The organism is Verrucomicrobiota bacterium (assembly GCA_016200005.1).
GTDB lineage: Bacteria > Verrucomicrobiota > Verrucomicrobiia > Limisphaerales > PALSA-1396 > PALSA-1396.
In genome coordinates, this window is sequence record JACQFP010000002.1 from 1 (window position 1) to 16150 (window position 16150).

14 protein-coding genes and 2 rRNA genes are annotated in these 16150 nt (G+C 56.4%); 6 read left to right on the top strand and 10 right to left on the bottom strand.

From position 1 onward, the window contains the following. The 3 genes from HY298_00220 to HY298_00230 form a co-directional block, all read left to right on the top strand. A 23S ribosomal RNA gene (locus HY298_00220) occupies positions 1-976 on the top strand; the annotation flags it as partial. 180 nt (positions 977-1156) lie between these two features. Further along, positions 1157-1272: ribosomal RNA gene (gene rrf / locus HY298_00225) — 5S ribosomal RNA — on the top strand. Between the two features lie 116 nt (positions 1273-1388). Continuing rightward, positions 1389-2495: an aminoglycoside phosphotransferase family protein gene (locus HY298_00230; protein MBI3848705.1), complete on the top strand. Its 1107-nt coding sequence runs from the start codon at positions 1389-1391 to the stop codon at positions 2493-2495. A 30-nt stretch (positions 2496-2525) separates the two neighbouring features. Here HY298_00230 and HY298_00235 read toward each other — a convergent pair whose 3' ends face one another. The 4 genes from HY298_00235 to HY298_00250 form a co-directional block, all read right to left on the bottom strand. Continuing rightward, positions 2526-3311 carry a hypothetical protein gene (locus HY298_00235; protein ID MBI3848706.1) on the bottom strand — a complete coding sequence of 262 codons (786 nt, stop codon included), beginning with the start codon at positions 3309-3311 and terminating at the stop codon, positions 2526-2528. An 18-nt stretch (positions 3312-3329) separates the two neighbouring features. Continuing rightward, positions 3330-4721, bottom strand: a complete 1392-nt coding sequence (gene rmuC, locus HY298_00240; GenBank protein MBI3848707.1) for a DNA recombination protein RmuC — start codon at positions 4719-4721, stop codon at positions 3330-3332. After that, on the bottom strand, positions 4718-5149 hold the full coding sequence (locus HY298_00245) for an MGMT family protein (protein ID MBI3848708.1): 432 nt from the start codon (positions 5147-5149) through the stop codon (positions 4718-4720). Before HY298_00245 ends, rmuC begins: the two co-directional genes overlap by 4 nt. A gap of 73 nt (positions 5150-5222) precedes the next feature. Then, positions 5223-5606 carry a reactive intermediate/imine deaminase gene (locus tag HY298_00250; protein MBI3848709.1) on the bottom strand — a complete coding sequence of 128 codons (384 nt, stop codon included), beginning with the start codon at positions 5604-5606 and terminating at the stop codon, positions 5223-5225. Between the two features lie 170 nt (positions 5607-5776). Here HY298_00250 and HY298_00255 point away from each other — a divergent pair, with 170 nt between their 5' ends. Then, the gene (locus tag HY298_00255; GenBank protein MBI3848710.1) at positions 5777-6004 is read left to right on the top strand and encodes a hypothetical protein; all 228 of its coding nucleotides are present in this window, start codon (positions 5777-5779) and stop codon (positions 6002-6004) included. Positions 6005-6384: 380 nt separating this feature from the next. Here HY298_00255 and HY298_00260 read toward each other — a convergent pair whose 3' ends face one another. The 4 genes from HY298_00260 to HY298_00275 form a co-directional block, all read right to left on the bottom strand. Then, positions 6385-6942, bottom strand: a complete 558-nt coding sequence (locus HY298_00260; protein ID MBI3848711.1) for a hypothetical protein — start codon at positions 6940-6942, stop codon at positions 6385-6387. Positions 6943-7149: 207 nt separating this feature from the next. Beyond that, complete coding sequence (locus HY298_00265; GenBank protein MBI3848712.1) at positions 7150-10812, bottom strand: hypothetical protein; 3663 nt, start codon at positions 10810-10812, stop codon at positions 7150-7152. A gap of 191 nt (positions 10813-11003) precedes the next feature. After that, entirely contained in the window at positions 11004-11768 is a 765-nt protein-coding gene (locus HY298_00270; GenBank protein ID MBI3848713.1) for a hypothetical protein, read from the bottom strand. A 76-nt stretch (positions 11769-11844) separates the two neighbouring features. After that, the gene (locus HY298_00275) at positions 11845-14085 is read right to left on the bottom strand and encodes a hypothetical protein (protein ID MBI3848714.1); all 2241 of its coding nucleotides are present in this window, start codon (positions 14083-14085) and stop codon (positions 11845-11847) included. Between the two features lie 140 nt (positions 14086-14225). On the opposite strand from HY298_00275, the gene HY298_00280 reads away from it, so the two are divergent. After that, positions 14226-14594 carry a CoA-binding protein gene (locus HY298_00280; GenBank protein ID MBI3848715.1) on the top strand — a complete coding sequence of 123 codons (369 nt, stop codon included), beginning with the start codon at positions 14226-14228 and terminating at the stop codon, positions 14592-14594. Positions 14595-14695: 101 nt separating this feature from the next. Beyond that, positions 14696-14893 carry a hypothetical protein gene (locus HY298_00285; protein MBI3848716.1) on the top strand — a complete coding sequence of 66 codons (198 nt, stop codon included), beginning with the start codon at positions 14696-14698 and terminating at the stop codon, positions 14891-14893. 80 nt (positions 14894-14973) lie between these two features. Here HY298_00285 and HY298_00290 read toward each other — a convergent pair whose 3' ends face one another. Together HY298_00290 and HY298_00295 are read right to left on the bottom strand one after the other, a co-directional pair. Continuing rightward, positions 14974-15723: a succinate dehydrogenase/fumarate reductase iron-sulfur subunit gene (locus HY298_00290; GenBank protein MBI3848717.1), complete on the bottom strand. Its 750-nt coding sequence runs from the start codon at positions 15721-15723 to the stop codon at positions 14974-14976. Continuing rightward, a complete protein-coding gene (locus tag HY298_00295; protein ID MBI3848718.1) occupies positions 15724-16143 on the bottom strand; it encodes an ORF6N domain-containing protein in 420 nt (139 codons plus the stop codon). Positions 16144-16150: the final 7 nt, after the last annotated feature.

Consider the following 16150-nt stretch of genomic DNA (forward strand, 5'->3'; position numbering starts at 1 on the left):
CAATGCTGAAAGATTAAGGCGTTTTGTTAGCCCGCAAGGGCGAAGCTCGGCGTCCAAGTCCCAGTGAATGTCGGCCGTAACTATAACGGTCCTAAGGTAGCGAAATTCCTTGTCGGGTAAGTTCCGACCTGCACGAATCGTGTAACGACTGAACCGCTGTCTCGGAGAGGATCTCGGCGAAATTGTAACGGCGGTGAAGATGCCGCCTGCCCGCAGTAGGACGGAAAGACCCTATGCACCTTTACTGTAAGCTGATATTGTGTTCTGGTCATTGATACTTAGCGTAGGTGGGAGACTTTGAAGCGGTGGCTTCGGTTGCCGCAGAGTCGCAATGTGAAACACCACTCTTTATTAATTAGGATTCTAACCTCTGCCTGTTCGCCAGGAGAGGGACAGTGCGTGCGGGTCAGTTTGACTGGGGCGGTTTCCTCCCAAATTGTAACGGAGGAGCGCGAAGGTACTCTCAGCATGGTTGGTAACCATGCGTCGAGCGTATGGGTAGAAGAGTGCTTAACTGCGAGACCTACAAGTCGAGCAGGTGCGAAAGCAGGCCCAAATGATCCGACGGTTTAATGTGGAATTGCCGTCGCTCAACGGACAAAAGGTACGCTAGGGATAACAGGCTGATCGGATCCAAGAGTTCATATCGACGATCCGGTTTGGCACCTCGATGTCGGCTCATCGCATCCTGGGGCTGGAGAAGGTCCCAAGGGTCCGGCTGTTCGCCGGTTAAAGCGGTACGCGAGCTGGGTTCAGAACGTCGTGAGACAGTTCGGTCCTTATCCACTGTGGGCGCAGGAAACTTGAGGGGTTCATTCGCGCTGAAAGCATCTAAGTGCCAAGCTCCTCCCAAGATATTGTTTCCCGGACGCAAGTCCCTGAAGACCCCCGGCAGACCACCGGGTTGATAGGTCAGGCGTGCAAGCGGAGTAATCCGTTTAGCGGACTGATACTAATCGGTCGTGCGGCTTGATCGCTTTTTCCTTTATCAAGGAAAAGCGAATTTAACTCGCGAATATAAATTAGTTCCAATGATTGCTATGTGTAGTTTTCAGAGAACACGCTGATGCGGAAGCAGAAGCGCATCACGCGAATTGATCTTTAACAATTTGCAGACCTGGCGCGGCGAAGGCGCTGTGGCCGTCTGCTAAGACTTTTTGGTGACCATAAAGCTGTGGTCCGACCCGATCCCATCCCGAACTCGGCCGTCAAACACAGCCTTGCCGATGGTAGTGGTTGTATAGCTTCCGCGAGAGTAGGTTGTCGCCAGATCTTTCCGAGCCGAAGTCAAAAACTTCGGCTCTTTTGTTTGCAGCTTTCCAACTTTTCGCTGATTCCAATTGCCAACCGTCCCCGCCCGCGCCATCCTTGTCCCCACCAAGACACCTATGGCTTACCAGGAAAAGCAGCTCCAGGAAATCTCGAAGCAATTCCAGATCTACGGCGAAATCCTCCACGCGGAGACCTTCAAGATCGGTCACATCAACGAGACCTACTCCGCCACCTACGACCAGGGCGGCATGCGCGTCCGTTACATCCACCAGAAGATCAACAAAGGTGTCTTCAAGAACCCGCCCGCCGTGATGAAGAATGTCATGCGCGTCACCACCCACATCCGCCGCAAACTCGAATCACGCAACGCCCGCGACATCACGCGTCGTTCTTTGATCGTCATTCCGACGCGCGCTGGTCAGTCCTTTTATCGCAGCAGTGAGGGCGAATACTGGCGCACTTTTGTCTTCATCGAAGGCGTCGAAACGTTTGAAGCCGTGCAGACACCTGACCAGGCCTTCGAAGCCGGACGCGCCTTCGGCGAATTCCAGAGCCTGCTCGTGGACCTCCCGGGCGAGCGGCTCCACGAAACCATCCCCAACTTTCACAACACGCGAAAACGCTTCACCGTCTTGCATCAAGCTATCGAAAAGGACCACCTCAACCGCGCCAAAGAGGCGTATTCCGAAATCAAGTTCGCGCTCGCGCACGAGGAAATCGTGGACGTCATCCTCAACGCGATGGCCAGGCGCAAAATCCCCGAACGCATCACTCACAACGACACCAAATTCAACAACGTAATGCTCGACACGCTCACCGGTGAAGCCCGCTGCGTCGTCGATCTCGACACCGTCATGCCCGGCTGCGCGCTCTACGATTTCGGCGACATGGTTCGCACGACCACCAGCCCGACCCTCGAAGACGAGCGCGACCTTTCCAAGGTCAAAATGCACATGCCGACTTTCAAGCGACTCGCCCAAGGTTATCTTTCCACCGCCGGCACGTTCCTGACGCGCGCCGAGAAATCCCACCTCGCCTTTGCCGGCAAACTCATCACCTTCGAAATCGGCATCCGCTTCCTGACCGACTTCCTGAGTGGCGACACCTACTTTCGCATCCACCGTCCTGGTCACAATCTGGACCGTAGCCGCACGCAGTTCAAACTCGTCGAATCCATCGAACGTCAGGAAGCCGCCATGCAGAAATTCGTTGACCGCTTGTAACGCGTTGTGCAGTTCCCCTCCGGGGAGGGGTCAGGGGTGGGTCTCTCTTCCGAACTTTCCTTTCAAACGCTCATACAACAACCGTTGATCTTCCTCACTCAGCTCGCGCAGATGTTCATTGATCACCTCGTTCGCGCGATAAACTTCCGCGCGCTTCACTGCCGCTTCGAACTCCTCTTCCGTTTTCCAGTACGCCGTTCCCGCATCAAACATCGCCCACGGTTTGGGACGCACATTGCCGTCCTTCTTCCGATACTTCACGCCATCCACGAGCGAGGATTTTCCCACGAACTTCCACGTCCGATCAAAAAACACCTGATCCGTGCTGATGGCTTTGCCGGCGTCGTCATACCGCACCCACAACGTGAACGAGGCGACAAAGATTTTCTTTCTGGCTGGATGTTCATGAAACGTCCCCATGTCGTTCTCTGGATTGGCTGATCGCCGCGCCGTCTTGATTGAAACTTCAATCTGCTGGTTGCCGCAGACAATCGCCAGGTCCGCCAGTCGATTCTTTTCCTTCCCGGATCTACCTCTATCAAAATTATTGTCCGTGAGCGATTCCACGTGCTTCTTCAATACGAAGCACAGTGCGTCAATGGCTGCATCTTCGTAATCTCGCCAGATGGTCGTGTAACTGGTCTTGGGTGCGTTGGTTTTCAACGCCGCCGTGACCTCGGCCACGACCGTTTCCTTCAACGCATCCAGTTTGACCGCAAGCTCCGCTGCTGTCGGTCCGACTGCGTGGAGCGGCAACGTGGCCGCAAAGAAAGCGACCAGCGCAAGGGTCAGAAAATTGGCGGGTAACTTTTTCAAACACTGTTTCCTTCGGCTTCAACCCTCGCTTGCTGACGAAGTTGAGGGCGGCAGTCGCAAAGTGTTGTCCAGTGGTTGCACGTCAGCCAACTCTTTGCCCGCCGCCCCGCCGCGGAGTTCAACGAATCGCTCGCCGGCCGGCCGGACGCGGGTTTGAAAGCTCGCGGCCGCGTCGTTGAATGCGCTGTTGGCTCTTTCCAGACCTGAGCGGATTTTCTCGAAATGCTCGGTGAACTTCACCACGCGCGTGTAAAACTCCTGCGCAGCCTCGGCGATTTTCTGGGCGTTCTCCGTTTGCGCGTGCTGCTGCCAGCTCACGGCCACGGAGCGCAGCAGCGCAATCAGAGAGGCCGGTGTCGCCAGCAGTATCCGCTTGCCGGCGGCCCACACAATCAAATCATGATCGCCTTCCAACGCGGCGCTGAACAGTGATTCTGCCGGTACGAACAAAACGACATAATCGAGTGCGTTCGGGAACTGGCTCGGATAATCCCGGTCCGCGAGTGCTTTGACCGTGGCCTTCAACTTCGCCGCGTGGGCGGCCAGCGCCACGGCCCGCTTCGTCGTGTCCGCGCTGTCCAGCGCCTGCAAGAATTCCAGTTCCGGCACCTTGGCATCCACGATGATGAACCGGTCGCCCGGCAGACGAACGATGAGGTCGGGCTTTTTGTCGTCCGACTGCGTCTGTTCGGTGAAATCGCAGTGCGCACTCATGCCGGCGGCTTCTACGACGCGGCGTAGGGTTTCCTCGCCCCAGCGACCGCGCGCTTGGCTGGATTTGAGCACCATGCGGAACTGCTGCGTCTCGCTGGCGAGCGACTGGCTTTGCTGCGAGAGTAGTTCCAGTTGCTTCTTCACCTCACCGAGTGTGGAGGACTGTGCGGCCTCGCTCTGCTGCAACCGTTTCTGGTAGGTTTCCAACTGCTGCTTCAGCGGCTCGACCAACACCTTGATGGACTCCTGCCGCTTGTCCAGATCGCCCTTCGCCGCTTCCTGTAACTTGCCAAAACTTTGTTCCGCCAACCGCAAGAACTCCGGCGCACTCTGCTTTAAAGCCTCGGCGCTCAATGCCCTAAATGCTTCTCGCAAATCCGCCAGTGCTTTTGCCTGCGCTTCTTTCGCCTCGGCCGTCGCGCGCTCATGCAACGCGCGCTGCTCGCCCAACAGTTTCTCCGCGCTTGCCTGATTCGCTTGGGCTGTGGCCAGCAAAGTTCTAATCTGCATGGCCTCAGCGCGCGACTGGCTCAACTCCGCCTCGCGTTGCGCGAGCCTTTGCTGAAGGTCCGCTTCTAACCGGCGGTCTGCCGATGCTCCGCCGCGTCCACGGCCAAACAGCCAACCGATAAGCAGACCCAGACCGCCGCCGATGACGAACGCGATTGCGAGCTTCATTCCCTCAGGCAGATTCATCGCAATCGGGTGAAAAGTTTGTTCTCGTGGTCGGCGACGAAGACGCGCCTGCCTTTGCTAATGACCTTGTGTCCTTCAGCGCGCAATCGTTTGGCGACGCCCCCCGCGCCGCCGGGATATTTGGGATTGATCTCGCCGCCGGTCTTCAGCGTCCGCCAATAAGGGGTAACACGTTTGTCGCCTTCAGCCTCAGCCTCGGCGGCGGCGTGGACCGCAATCCACGAGAAAATCCCGGTGGTCAAGGGACAGGCGAACGTCACCTTGTGCTTCGCCGCCAGCGCGGCGCGAAGTTCGTTGATAGTTACAACCCGCCCTTTGGGGACTTGCTTCATCAAAGCGTCCACCTCGGAAGGCGCGGGAATCACCATCGTCTTCGGCAGGTCCTTGCTCGTAGCCAGTTTTTCTCGCCAGGTCTTTTTTGATTTCATACGCGCCCGTTTTCGTCAGCTAGGGTCGGCGCGCTGCGCCGACCGGACGCCGCAGCGCAGCGTCCCTACCATTTTAGAAATGCGCCACCACTTCAATCTCCACATTCGCGTCCTTGGGCAACGCGGCCACTTGAATCGTCGAGCGCGCCGGGAAATCGCTGGTGAAATATTTCGAGTAAACCTCGTTCATTCCGGCGAAGTCCGCGAGGTTTGTCATGAACACCGTGCTCTTGACCACATTGGCGAAAGTCAGTTTCTGATCATCGAGAATTACTTTGACGTTCTGCAGCACGCGCTCGGTCTGCGCCTTGATGTCGCCGACTACTAGATTTCCGGTTGCCGGGTCGAGCGGAATCTGTCCCGCGCAAAATAGCAGGTCGCCAACGCGCACGGCGTGATTGTATGGGCCGACGGCGGGAGCAGATTTCGCCGGCTTGATGATGGATTTGGTTGCCATAACTCGGTTTCGATGTGGACTGAATAAACTTCAAATCACCGCGCCTGCCAACCTTCAAATTCATCTGCGGGCCGCAATCGAGTGCAAGGAATGTAAAACTCCTTCGTTGGATCGGGTTTCTCATCGTCACCCAAGGTTGACATCACGCGAAGCGAAGGTAGGCTTCAGTCATGCGCACGGAAGAATTCAAGAGCCTGCTGGAGCAGCGACCGTTTGTGCCGTTTCGCATCTTCGTCACAGGCGGCGCCACCTACGACATCCCGCACGAGGATTTTGTGCTGCTGTCTCGTTCGCTGGTGACCCTCGGCGCGGTGGCAGGGCCGGACGGCATCTTCGACCGGGTTGTCCACGTCCCGCTCATTCACATCAACAAGATTGAAATGCTGCAGCCGGCCTGAAGGCTGGCAGTCGCAGCCGGACGCCCAATCGTATCAGTGTCCAAATGAGGGGGGCAATCAACACCGTGAGCGCCCACGCGCACGGCGTGATTGTAAGGGCCGACTGCCGGAGGAGATTGCACCGGTTTGATGATTGTTTTTGTCGGCATGGTTTTTTGTCTGCGGGAAGGTCTAACGGCTTTGAGCGCGCGGGTCAAGGAGAGCAATCGCATCGCCTGACCGATGAACAAAAGCGACGAAGCAGGTGGGATGCAATTGGCGAGAGAGGAAATTCGCAGCCTATCTAATTATTGGACGCTCCGCGCGATCACACCCCACAGCAAGGTCACACCACCGCCGCGCTCCGGTCCTTGCCATCCTTTGGTGATTAGGAGTTGCGTTCATTGACGTTTTTCCGTGATGCGGCGTAACTCGGTCAGCACTGCCTGGCCAAGTCCGAAAAGCTCGGCATACCTACTCGAGCGGTTATTGATGGACGCCAAATCAGTATCAATAACTCGGACACCCCCGAAAGTAAGGAAGTAAAAGCGAACGCGGTCGGCGGTTGGGTATGGATACTCAGTCGCTGGTGTTGAGGCGTCGAAAAAGCTGTCGGCGGCTCGGACGAAACTCATCGCGGCAGCACGAACAGTCTCGTGCCCCTCACCCCCGATTATGCCGAAAGTGGATGTTGTGTAGAGACTGGCAGCTCCAGTAGATGTGGAGAAGACCGTAGCTGTCTGTTCGCCAATGGGCCAATCCATGAGGATGCCGTAAATGCGCGGAAATTCTTTGGTGGGTTTTTCTCCCGTCTTTTCCGTGGGCGTGGTGAGCATCATTGTGCGCAGATCGCGACCTGCATCGGCGGGATTTTTTTTCGGGGCAGGGGGCTGGGCCTTGGAGCAGCCAAAGAGAAACGAGAAGAGGCCCATAATGATAATCAGTATCGTTCGATTCACGGTAGCAACGCCTAACCTTTAGATTAGCTGCGCGGTTCGCAGTCTAACAACTTTCAGGAATTAACTTTGCGCTTGTCAAAGGATGTAGTCCACAGGAATTTACGTGAAGCGTGAATTCGTATCCGCGCCGGACAAAGGCGGCAAATCCTCGTGCCGTGAATCGCGCGTTCGGCGTAGCGCGAAGGTTTCCCTAAATGAATCGCCGATTCATCTGCCCCTGCGATTCAGCCGTTCCGATGGCGGACGGTTGGGAAAGGCTTCAGGCTCGGCTTTGAATTCAAACGGCGGTTTCAGTGCTGATCCTGAGCGGGTGGCCAATTGTCCATCGCGCAAGGTGAGGTCGTCCACCTGATACAGTTTGCCGGTTCGTCGGGCAAATTGATTCGTTGGATAAATGTCGGCGTAGTGGCGATAGAACGCTTCCATCTCTTCGACTTTGAACGGGCGCGCGCCGCGCCGACCAAAAACCACGGTCTGATTGCCGGTCTCATCCACGACGCGGTCGCGGTCCAATCCGCGCGAAACGGCAATCGCTTCGCCGTGTGTTGGAAACGTGGCGATGAGTTGCGGGTTGGGGCGCGGGTTGAAGCCCATGTAGCCGGGCACGGTGTCGGGGGAGATGAGTTGGAGGACGCGCAATCCGTTTTTGCCGTCGGCCACGAGCGCGAACATCGAGGCGTTGACCGCGCCCACCTGCACGGCGCGCGTGTCGTTCATCAGACCACTGGCATTGAACATCTGATCGAGTTTTGGCCGCTCCGGATTTTCGATGTTGATGATGGCCAGTCCTTCGCTGCCGTTCGCCACGTAGGCATAAGTGCGGGCGAGATAGAATCGCTGCGCATTGTTGAGTTTCACGACGGCATTGGGAATGGCGGTGGGTTTCGTCGGTTCGGTAATGTCGATGACTTTCAATCCTTCTTCATCGGTGACGAAGGCGTAACGAAATTGAACGGCGACAGCGCGCGGGTTTTTCAAAAAGTCGCCAGTGAGCTCGCCCACGATCTGTGGTTGCAGCGGGTCATTGATGTCCACCACCACCAGCCCGCGCGCGCAAGTGATGTAGAGCCAATGGCCGGCGACGAAACAGTGTGTCGCGCCGAACAGTTTTCCCTCCGGGTTAAACACCAGATCCTTTTTCAGGAAATTATTGTCCGGGTTGCCATCGACGAGCGTGGCGACGTTGACGATGACCAGCCCTTCCTCGCGGTCAGTGACATAAACGTAAGCGTAGAGCGGGTGAATCGGCTGCTCCTCATTTTCCGGCAGACGCGTGCGCGCAGGATCAAGTGCCAGCGTGCTGGGCAGTGCAACGGACGTGGCGTATTTGGTGCGGACGTAGGTGCGCTGTCCAAGCGGTGAAACCGGCGAGTTCACGATGCGTTCGGAAAAACCTTTTTGGTCGATGTTCGCCACGTCGAAAACTTCCAAACCATCCGGCCCGTTGGCGGCGTAAAGGTATTCGCCGCGCAGGGTCAGGTCTTGAATGTCCTTGGCGTGATGATGGTCGGTTTCCTTTAACTGGCGGTTGGCCGCCTGGTGCGCCTCGTAATTGTCGGGGTAAGCCAGTTTGTGCAAGTGACTGCCGATGGCCGCCTGCGGTTCGGTCGGTTCGGTCCAGACCACGCCATACAAACCGTCCGCGCCCGCGCCGACGTAGGCGTAGCGCCCGAAGAAGTTCACCGTGCCCGTCCCGAAGCCGAGCAACTGCGTCATGATCGCGTTGTTGTCGTTTTGTTTGGAGAGATGGCAATCGGTGCAATTCTTCGTCGTGCCGACGCCGCTGGTGGTGTGAGCAAAGTGCGGATTGAACGCCTGCCCGCTGTAACCCTCGGCGGAAAAAGTTTGCTGCTGCGAATAAACCCACTCGCGATTTGGGTTTTGCGAACCAACCAGCACCGCGCTCGACGAGCGAATGACGGCCAACCGGTTGCCCTTCACCGTGCTGTCGAGGCCGAGCATGAAAACGTCGTCGCGCAACACTTGCGGATTGTAGGGCGTATAATTGCGCGTCGTCATGCCCTCAAATTTGTTGAGAGCGACGCGCTGATTGGCGCGCATTGGCAAGTGGCAACCGAAGCAACTCGTCGCCCAGGAAGTGTGGCAGACCTGACAAGAGATGCTCGAGTTGTCGTGGGCGAGGTTGCGTTTGCAATCCGAGGCTGGTACGTCGCCCCAGGTTTCGCCATCACGACGCAGCGTCTTTGCGTAACGAGATTTGGCGTTGTAGTGCGAGGACTGCGGATCAATGGTGTCCAGCGTTTGTGGAATCTCCCAACGCACGTCGGGACTCATGGTGGAGCGTTGAAAAAGCTTTTTGCCTTCCCAAACGAATCGCGGACCCCACGGCGACGAACTCGCGCTCAAATCGATCTGTCCGCCATTGCCGGAAGTGATGAGTGTCGGGCGCTTCTCAATCGTGCCGTGACAATCAATGCACTCAATTGTGGTGGCGGCTCGCGGTTCACCATAGAGCTTACCGTTTCCATGCACGTCAGTCTCGAAATGGCAGTCCACGCACTGCATCCCCCGCGCGAGGTGAACATCTTTCAGGTGGACGGCTTTGGCGAACTTGTGCGTGTCGTCGTGAGGAATGATTTTGTCGTCAAGCTCCAACAAGTTGCCCTGACGATCTTTCTTGAACACGGCGCGAAAGACCCAACCGTGCCCGTGATAATCAGCAAACTGCGTTTGTTTCAGTTTCGGATTCAACTCCGCGACTTTTTCCAGAAAATCCGCATCGCTCCATAATCCGCGCGCCGCGGCGGCTTCCGGATTTTTCTGGAGGGAAGCGGCCATCTCCGCTTCCGTCGGGTTCTTCTGTTTCTTTGGATACATGAATTCACCGTCGGATTCCTGGTCCCACCAGATGTAGCCGAGATAGGGATTCACAAAGAGATTGCCCTGGTGCATGTGGCAACTCATGCATTGGCTGCTCGGAATGGCGCGCGTGAACTGGTGCTTGATCGGATGACCGCGCTCGTTTTTCGCAATCGAGGCGTCGCCGCTGAAGCTCAAACCTTGATGGCCGTATTTGCTGTAGTAACCAGAGTGCGTGGGCGAGCGATCATTCGCATAAACCACATGACACGCCGAGCAACCACTGGAGCGGTAATCGCCGGGTTGATTGTTCGAACCCATGAAGCCGAGCAGCGGATCATGCAGGCGCGTCTTCTGTAGATTGAGGAACACCGGATCAATCCGATTCAATGTGCCGAGACCACGCTCCGAGAGACGACGCAACGGGCGGCCAGGCGGCTCGGTCGCAGTGGGATTTCCAAGTTGTAATTGTTTCTCTCCACCCTTCTCGAAGATGCGCAAAATATTTCCGGGCTGGCTGATGGCGAAGCGCGGCAATGGTTCGAGGAACGGCAGCACGCCGTTGGTGCGCGTTTCTTCCGGCGTGGGTACGTAAGGATTCAGCAGACGCAGCGGCGCGCCGTCCGCGCCGTAAGCCTGTCCGAAGCGATAATTCTTGTACGGATAACCGCCGTTGTTGTAGAGCGCCGCGCCCCAAAGCATCGCTCCGTGATTCATCATGCTGTGTTGAACGCGGTCGATGATCGGATTGTGCGGTTGATTGTGGCAAAGGGCGCAAGATTGATCCGCGACGCGCAGATCACCGGGGTTCACGAAGCGGATAAACTCCGGCGATTCGTGATTGAGCAGCACGCTGGAATCGTTCGGATTGGCGGAGCTTTGCCAGAAAACTGGATTGCGCGGCTGGACGTGGGCTTTGCGCAGCGTGAGGCCGGGCGTGGGATTGCCGCCGTGACAATCGGTGCAACCGAGCACGACGTTTGGGCTGGCGTGCATCGTCGGTTGATCGATACCTTTGTGACATTCAAGGCAACCGCGGCTTTTGAGCATCGCGTCTTCCACTGTTTGATCGATCAAGTTGCGCGACCGTGGTGCAGCATTTTTCTCCGGCAGATCATGCGGAACGGAAATCGGCGGGCCAAAGCCGTTGTCCTCTCCTGACGAGGAAAGTGTGGCGGCGAGAAGCAGCAAACTAACAGCCGCCCGCAACTTGCACCTAACACGCAATTGCTGAGCGTCGTTCACTTTTGTTCAGCTCCGGGATTTTTTTGTTTTGCTTTCTCCAATTCCTGGCAGAGCTTTTCAACTTCTTTAGCCTTGAATTTTTTACAGCCGTCTGTGACAAGCCGTTTCAGATCGTCTCGTGACAGGATGTCCTTAACGCCCACTCCATCGAGCGCCTTGACAAAGATGTCTTGTTGATTCGCTTTTAATGAGTAGAGCGCCAAAGCTGTGACTATATCGAGAGGTCTGATTTCCCGCGTGTCCTTAGATCGTTTCAAAACGAGTAGATGGGGAACAAGATCCTGGACAATATCTAGCCGATCTACATGCATAGCGTAAAATGCGAGCGGCGCATAACAACTCTCACAACCTAGTCTAACAGCGTTGGTAAAGGCGCGCACCGCTTGGTCAAAGTTTTCCATGAAACCGTTAGCGCCACCCAGGATGTTCCATCCACGCCAGTCATTTGAGTAAACTTGCACATAATCCGCCGCGAGCTTCGCTGCTTCAGGGTACTTTTCAAAGGCAGCAAGAGAGCGGCTGATAGGCAGCTTCATCTTCGCGGTTACATCGTTCGTATGTGACAAGTAATAAGCTATAATTTTCCGCCCCCACTCCGCCTTGTCGGTTAAATCCTCCACCGTTATCTTGCCTTTTTCAAATGCTTCCAATTTTTGCCTCACGTCGACAGTTTCCTTTTCTGTTAACGAAGGCGCCGTTATATCGGTGGCGTACAAGACACCTGCTAAGCCCAATGCTGCTGCAATTAGATGTAGTTTCATAATTCTCCTCCAGAACAAGCTAGAGCCTCCTTACGTCGGCTCCTACGAATAAGGTCTTTGCGTAGAGTTGGCATGGTTAATAGGTAAATGTCACAGCCATGATGGCGCTGTAAAGAAAATCATCGACATGCCCGCGATTGTTCGGCGGGTTGTAACCGGGAACGGGATCGGTGCTGGTCTGATAAATGTCTTTGAAACCGCGACCGGGAATCAACGTTCCAAAACCGGCAGAGAGGATGATGTTGTCCGTGAGCAGCGGACGGTATTGAACGCCGAGGCTGCAATCGAGTCCGAGTTCGTGCGCGACTTTGTCGGTGAGTAATGCGGTTTTGATGGGATCGGTTTCGACGAACCGAATATAGTTCACGTTGATAAAACTGCGAAGCTTGGGGGTGAGTTCGATTTCAGTTCCGACGCCGAAGATGAATGCGCCGGGGTTGACAAAGTTGGCCTGGCCTTCGGTTTTGCTCGTGCGCAGATTCGGAACGAGACTGTTCCGCTGCTTCAGGCCCACCGACGTGCCGGCGAGGTTGAAACCTTGCCGCACCCAATAACTGAACGGGCCGCCGGTGAAATTGGGATTATCCAGGATGGTGTCGAAGCCGTTTCCCTTGCCGTCCTCGGCTTTGCTGTCGCCGGACGCATAAAAGAACGACGCTTTGTAGCGAATCCAATCGCGGTCGTAGGAAAGTTCCAGCGCAGCCATTTGCGCGTTGATGTCCACGGGGCGTCCGGCCAGTCCGTTGAATTCATCGCGCCCGAATACCTGGTAGAACGCGTGGCTGATGTTGAGGCGACCGATGTGGCCATCACCCGCCCAACCGAGATAGTAAGCGTGGACATCGTGTTCCTTCACCGTGCCGATCGGAGCGGGGCGGACGATGTTCCCGTTGCGGTCGTAGTGCGTCTGGCCGTCGTCGAGGTTGGCGTGCAAACTGAGCTGCGCGGTGTAGCCCTTCCAGATGAAATCCTGCCGGTAGAGATTGGCGATGATGACGCGTTGTTCGCGCTCGTCGAAGGAGTTCAGTTCCGAGTTGGTGTCCTTCTCGCGCATGTCGAGCACCATGAAATTGTATTGGTAACGATTGTTGTCGATGTTGCCGAAGATGCGCGCGCCGGAATTGACGTCGTTGAAGATAAACCCGCGGAAGTCGCTGTTGAAAGGTTGATTGCCAAATCGCGCCGCGATGAAATCGTAGTTGTCAGAAAGATCGCCGAGATGCAGTTCGAAGAATGCCTGCTGGAGCGCGATGAAATCATCGGTGCGGTCCGTGCCGCGCACGGGGTTGGGGTTGATCACGTTGTTCTCGCGCGTGTCGATGTAATTGACGTTGAAGACCGGCTCCAATCGCAGCGCCCAATGCACCGGCTTGAAAACGGTTTCGCCTTCAAACAGTTCAACGGCGAAAGAGAAATTGTTCTGCACGGAGAATTGCTCGCTCTGGCCGAAGAACTCCGCCGCGCCTGGATTCGATGCGCTGACGCCGCTGGCGGTCGGCACCCGGCGCGCCTCAAATTCGGTCTGCGTGCCTGCGGTGAGGTTCAGAAAAATGTCCTGACCGATGATGGGCGTGTCGCCTTTCAGCAGGCTTTGTTTGTAAGGATGCCACAACATCGGCTTGGGTGTTTCGTACGGAGTTTCGGTTGTGCCGGTTGCATAGCGTCGCCACGGCGCAAAACCGATCCGCCAGCGGTTCGTTTCCGGCTCACTGTTCGGCGGATAACCTTTTCCCTGACGGCTCAAGGGATAATCCCGGTTTTTCCATTGATACTGGATGTGCTGATTGCTGCGCGTCTGTCTGCGCGGCAAGGTCAGGTCCTTGGACAACGGTTCGCGGCCGTAATTGGACGGTGGCGGCGGCTCGACAACAAAAAGTTGCGGGCTGACGAGGTTAGTTCGTGGCAATACCAGACTTTCGGGAATCGCATCGCCACTAAATGGTAACAGCGTGAATTCATTTGTGAAAAAACTCATGGGTGGTGGCGGCGGGCGGAAGGCGGCACCGGGATCAGGATTGAAAACGGCGGGTGGCGATGGCGACGGTGGTCGGCTGGGAATACGCTTGAGCTGCAATGTTGTTTCCGGTTCGTCAAACAAGTTGGTGCGGATGGGCGCAACGCCGGCGTCCGGATTGAATTCAGCCGGCGAAAGCGGCGGTTCCCCGGGACTGATGATTTGGTAGGGCCTCAAAGCGTCCGGATTCGGTTCGTTTGTGAATCCATTCTCGCTGGCCTGGTTTGAAAGGGTAAACAGGAGCGCAGCCGCCAGTCCGACAGACTCGCACCAGAAAACGCGGTCTGACTCGGGCAGGGTCACTTGACCGGGCTGGGATTGCACGGCCCAAAATATCGTCAGGAAGAATACATGGTTGCAAGAACCAACTGGTCGTTTTGCCGGGCCGAACAAAGCTGCACGGGAACACTTGCGTTCGCTGATTCTGCATCGATAGTTCAACCATGAAGACTGTCGCCATCATCGGCGCCTCGAACAACCGAAACAAATTCGGCAACAAAGCCGTGCGCGCCTATTTGCAGCAGGGTTACACGGTTTATCCCGTGAATCCAAGGGAGGCCACGATTGAGGGGCTGCCGGCGTATAAGAGCATCTTGGATTTACCGGTGCGGCCGGACATGATCAGCCTGTATTTGCCGCCGACGGTGTTGTTGAAAGTGTTGCCCGACATCGCGACGAAAGGATGCGATGAGCTGTGGCTGAACCCGGGCACGGAGTCGGATGAAGTGCTCGCCGCCGCGGAACGGCTGGGACTAAATTTAGTTCAAGCCTGCAGTATTGTTGGCGTGGGAATGTCACCGGCGGCACTTTAAGTTCGTGAGTTCGCGCGTTCGCCGTTGGAAAAAATAAATTCACGGGTTGCAATCGGCACGCGCGGGACTATTTTGTCTGTGCAAGCAGAAAGGAGCACGTCATGAAAATGAAAATGCATAAACGAGTTGCACAACCGGCGCCGGTTACGCCGGGGATCACCAAAGGCATGGTGCGGCAACACGCGTTCGAGATTTATCGCGACAAACTGCCGCATGAACCGCTGACCTTGGAAGACTGGGTGCTGGCGGAAAAGGACCTGGTCAATTCGATGGAAACGGATGGCCTGCTGAAGCGGTAATGCCGCTCGAAGCGCAAACTGCGTCGTGCGTGGACAAAAGGCCCGTAAAACGGCTGCGCCCACGGCGGCGCAGTTTGTTTTTAATCGACGCCCTTCAGCAGCGCCACAGCGTAATCGCGATTCATCCGCGCGATAAAATTGAGACTGATTTCCTTCGGACAAACCGCTTCGCAAGAACCGGTGACCGTGCAGTTGCCGAAGCCGGCCTCATCCATGGTCTTGACCATCTTCGCAACGCGCCGGTCTTTTTCGGGTTTGCCTTGCGGGAGGATGCCGAGGTGGGAAACTTTGGCGGCAACGAAGAGCATGGCGCTGGCGTTCTTGCAGGCCGCCACGCATGCGCCGCAGCCGATGCATTGAGCGGCATCCATCGCCAGATCACAATCGGTCTTCGCAACTGGAATGGCGTTGGCGTCCGGTGTGCCGCCGGTGTTCACGGAAACAAATCCGCCCGCTTGAATGATGCGGTCGAACGCGCTCCGGTCGCAGACGAGATCCTTCAACACTGGGAAGGCCTTCGCCCGCCACGGTTCGATGGTGATGGTGTCGCCGTCCTCGAAATGCCGCAGGTGCAACTGGCAGGCGGTGGTCCCCTTTTGCCCGCCGTGCGGGATGCCGTTGATGATGAGCGCGCAAGTACCGCAAATGCCTTCGCGACAATCCGAGTCGAAGGCGATCGGCTCTTCGCCGCGTCCGATCAATTCCTCGTTCACCACGTCGAGCATTTCGAGGAACGACATGTCGGGATTGACGTCCTTCGCCTCGTAGGTCTCGAAGCCGCCCGGTCCGTTTGCGTTCTTCTGTCGCCAGACTTTGAGGGTCAAATTCATTTACGATTTACGATTTACGAGCGGCTTCGTGGTGAGGTAGTCCTCGCTTACTTTCCAGTAATTTCCAAAAGCGCGGAAAACTGGAATTGCGGCGAGCGAAAATTTCTCGTCTTTGATGACCACCAGCAGCATTCCCGCGCCGTGCGTAGTGAATGCCAGACGCCCGTGTTTCGCCGACAACCCGCCATCCGTCAGGCACGGATTCCGACGCTGCAATTCAACCAACTCCGCGCGTGACAGGCGGAAAACAAAATCTTCCGGGAACGCCTCCGGGTTATCTTCCACCGCCGCGATGATTTCCGCCGGCTCGATTCCGAGAAACCACGCAAGGTCGGAATCCAGGATCACGGCCTGCCCACGCAGCGGCCGCAAGTGGGCGGTAACCTGCGTCTCATAAAAACTGGCGGGCTTGGAAGTCATGGTCAAA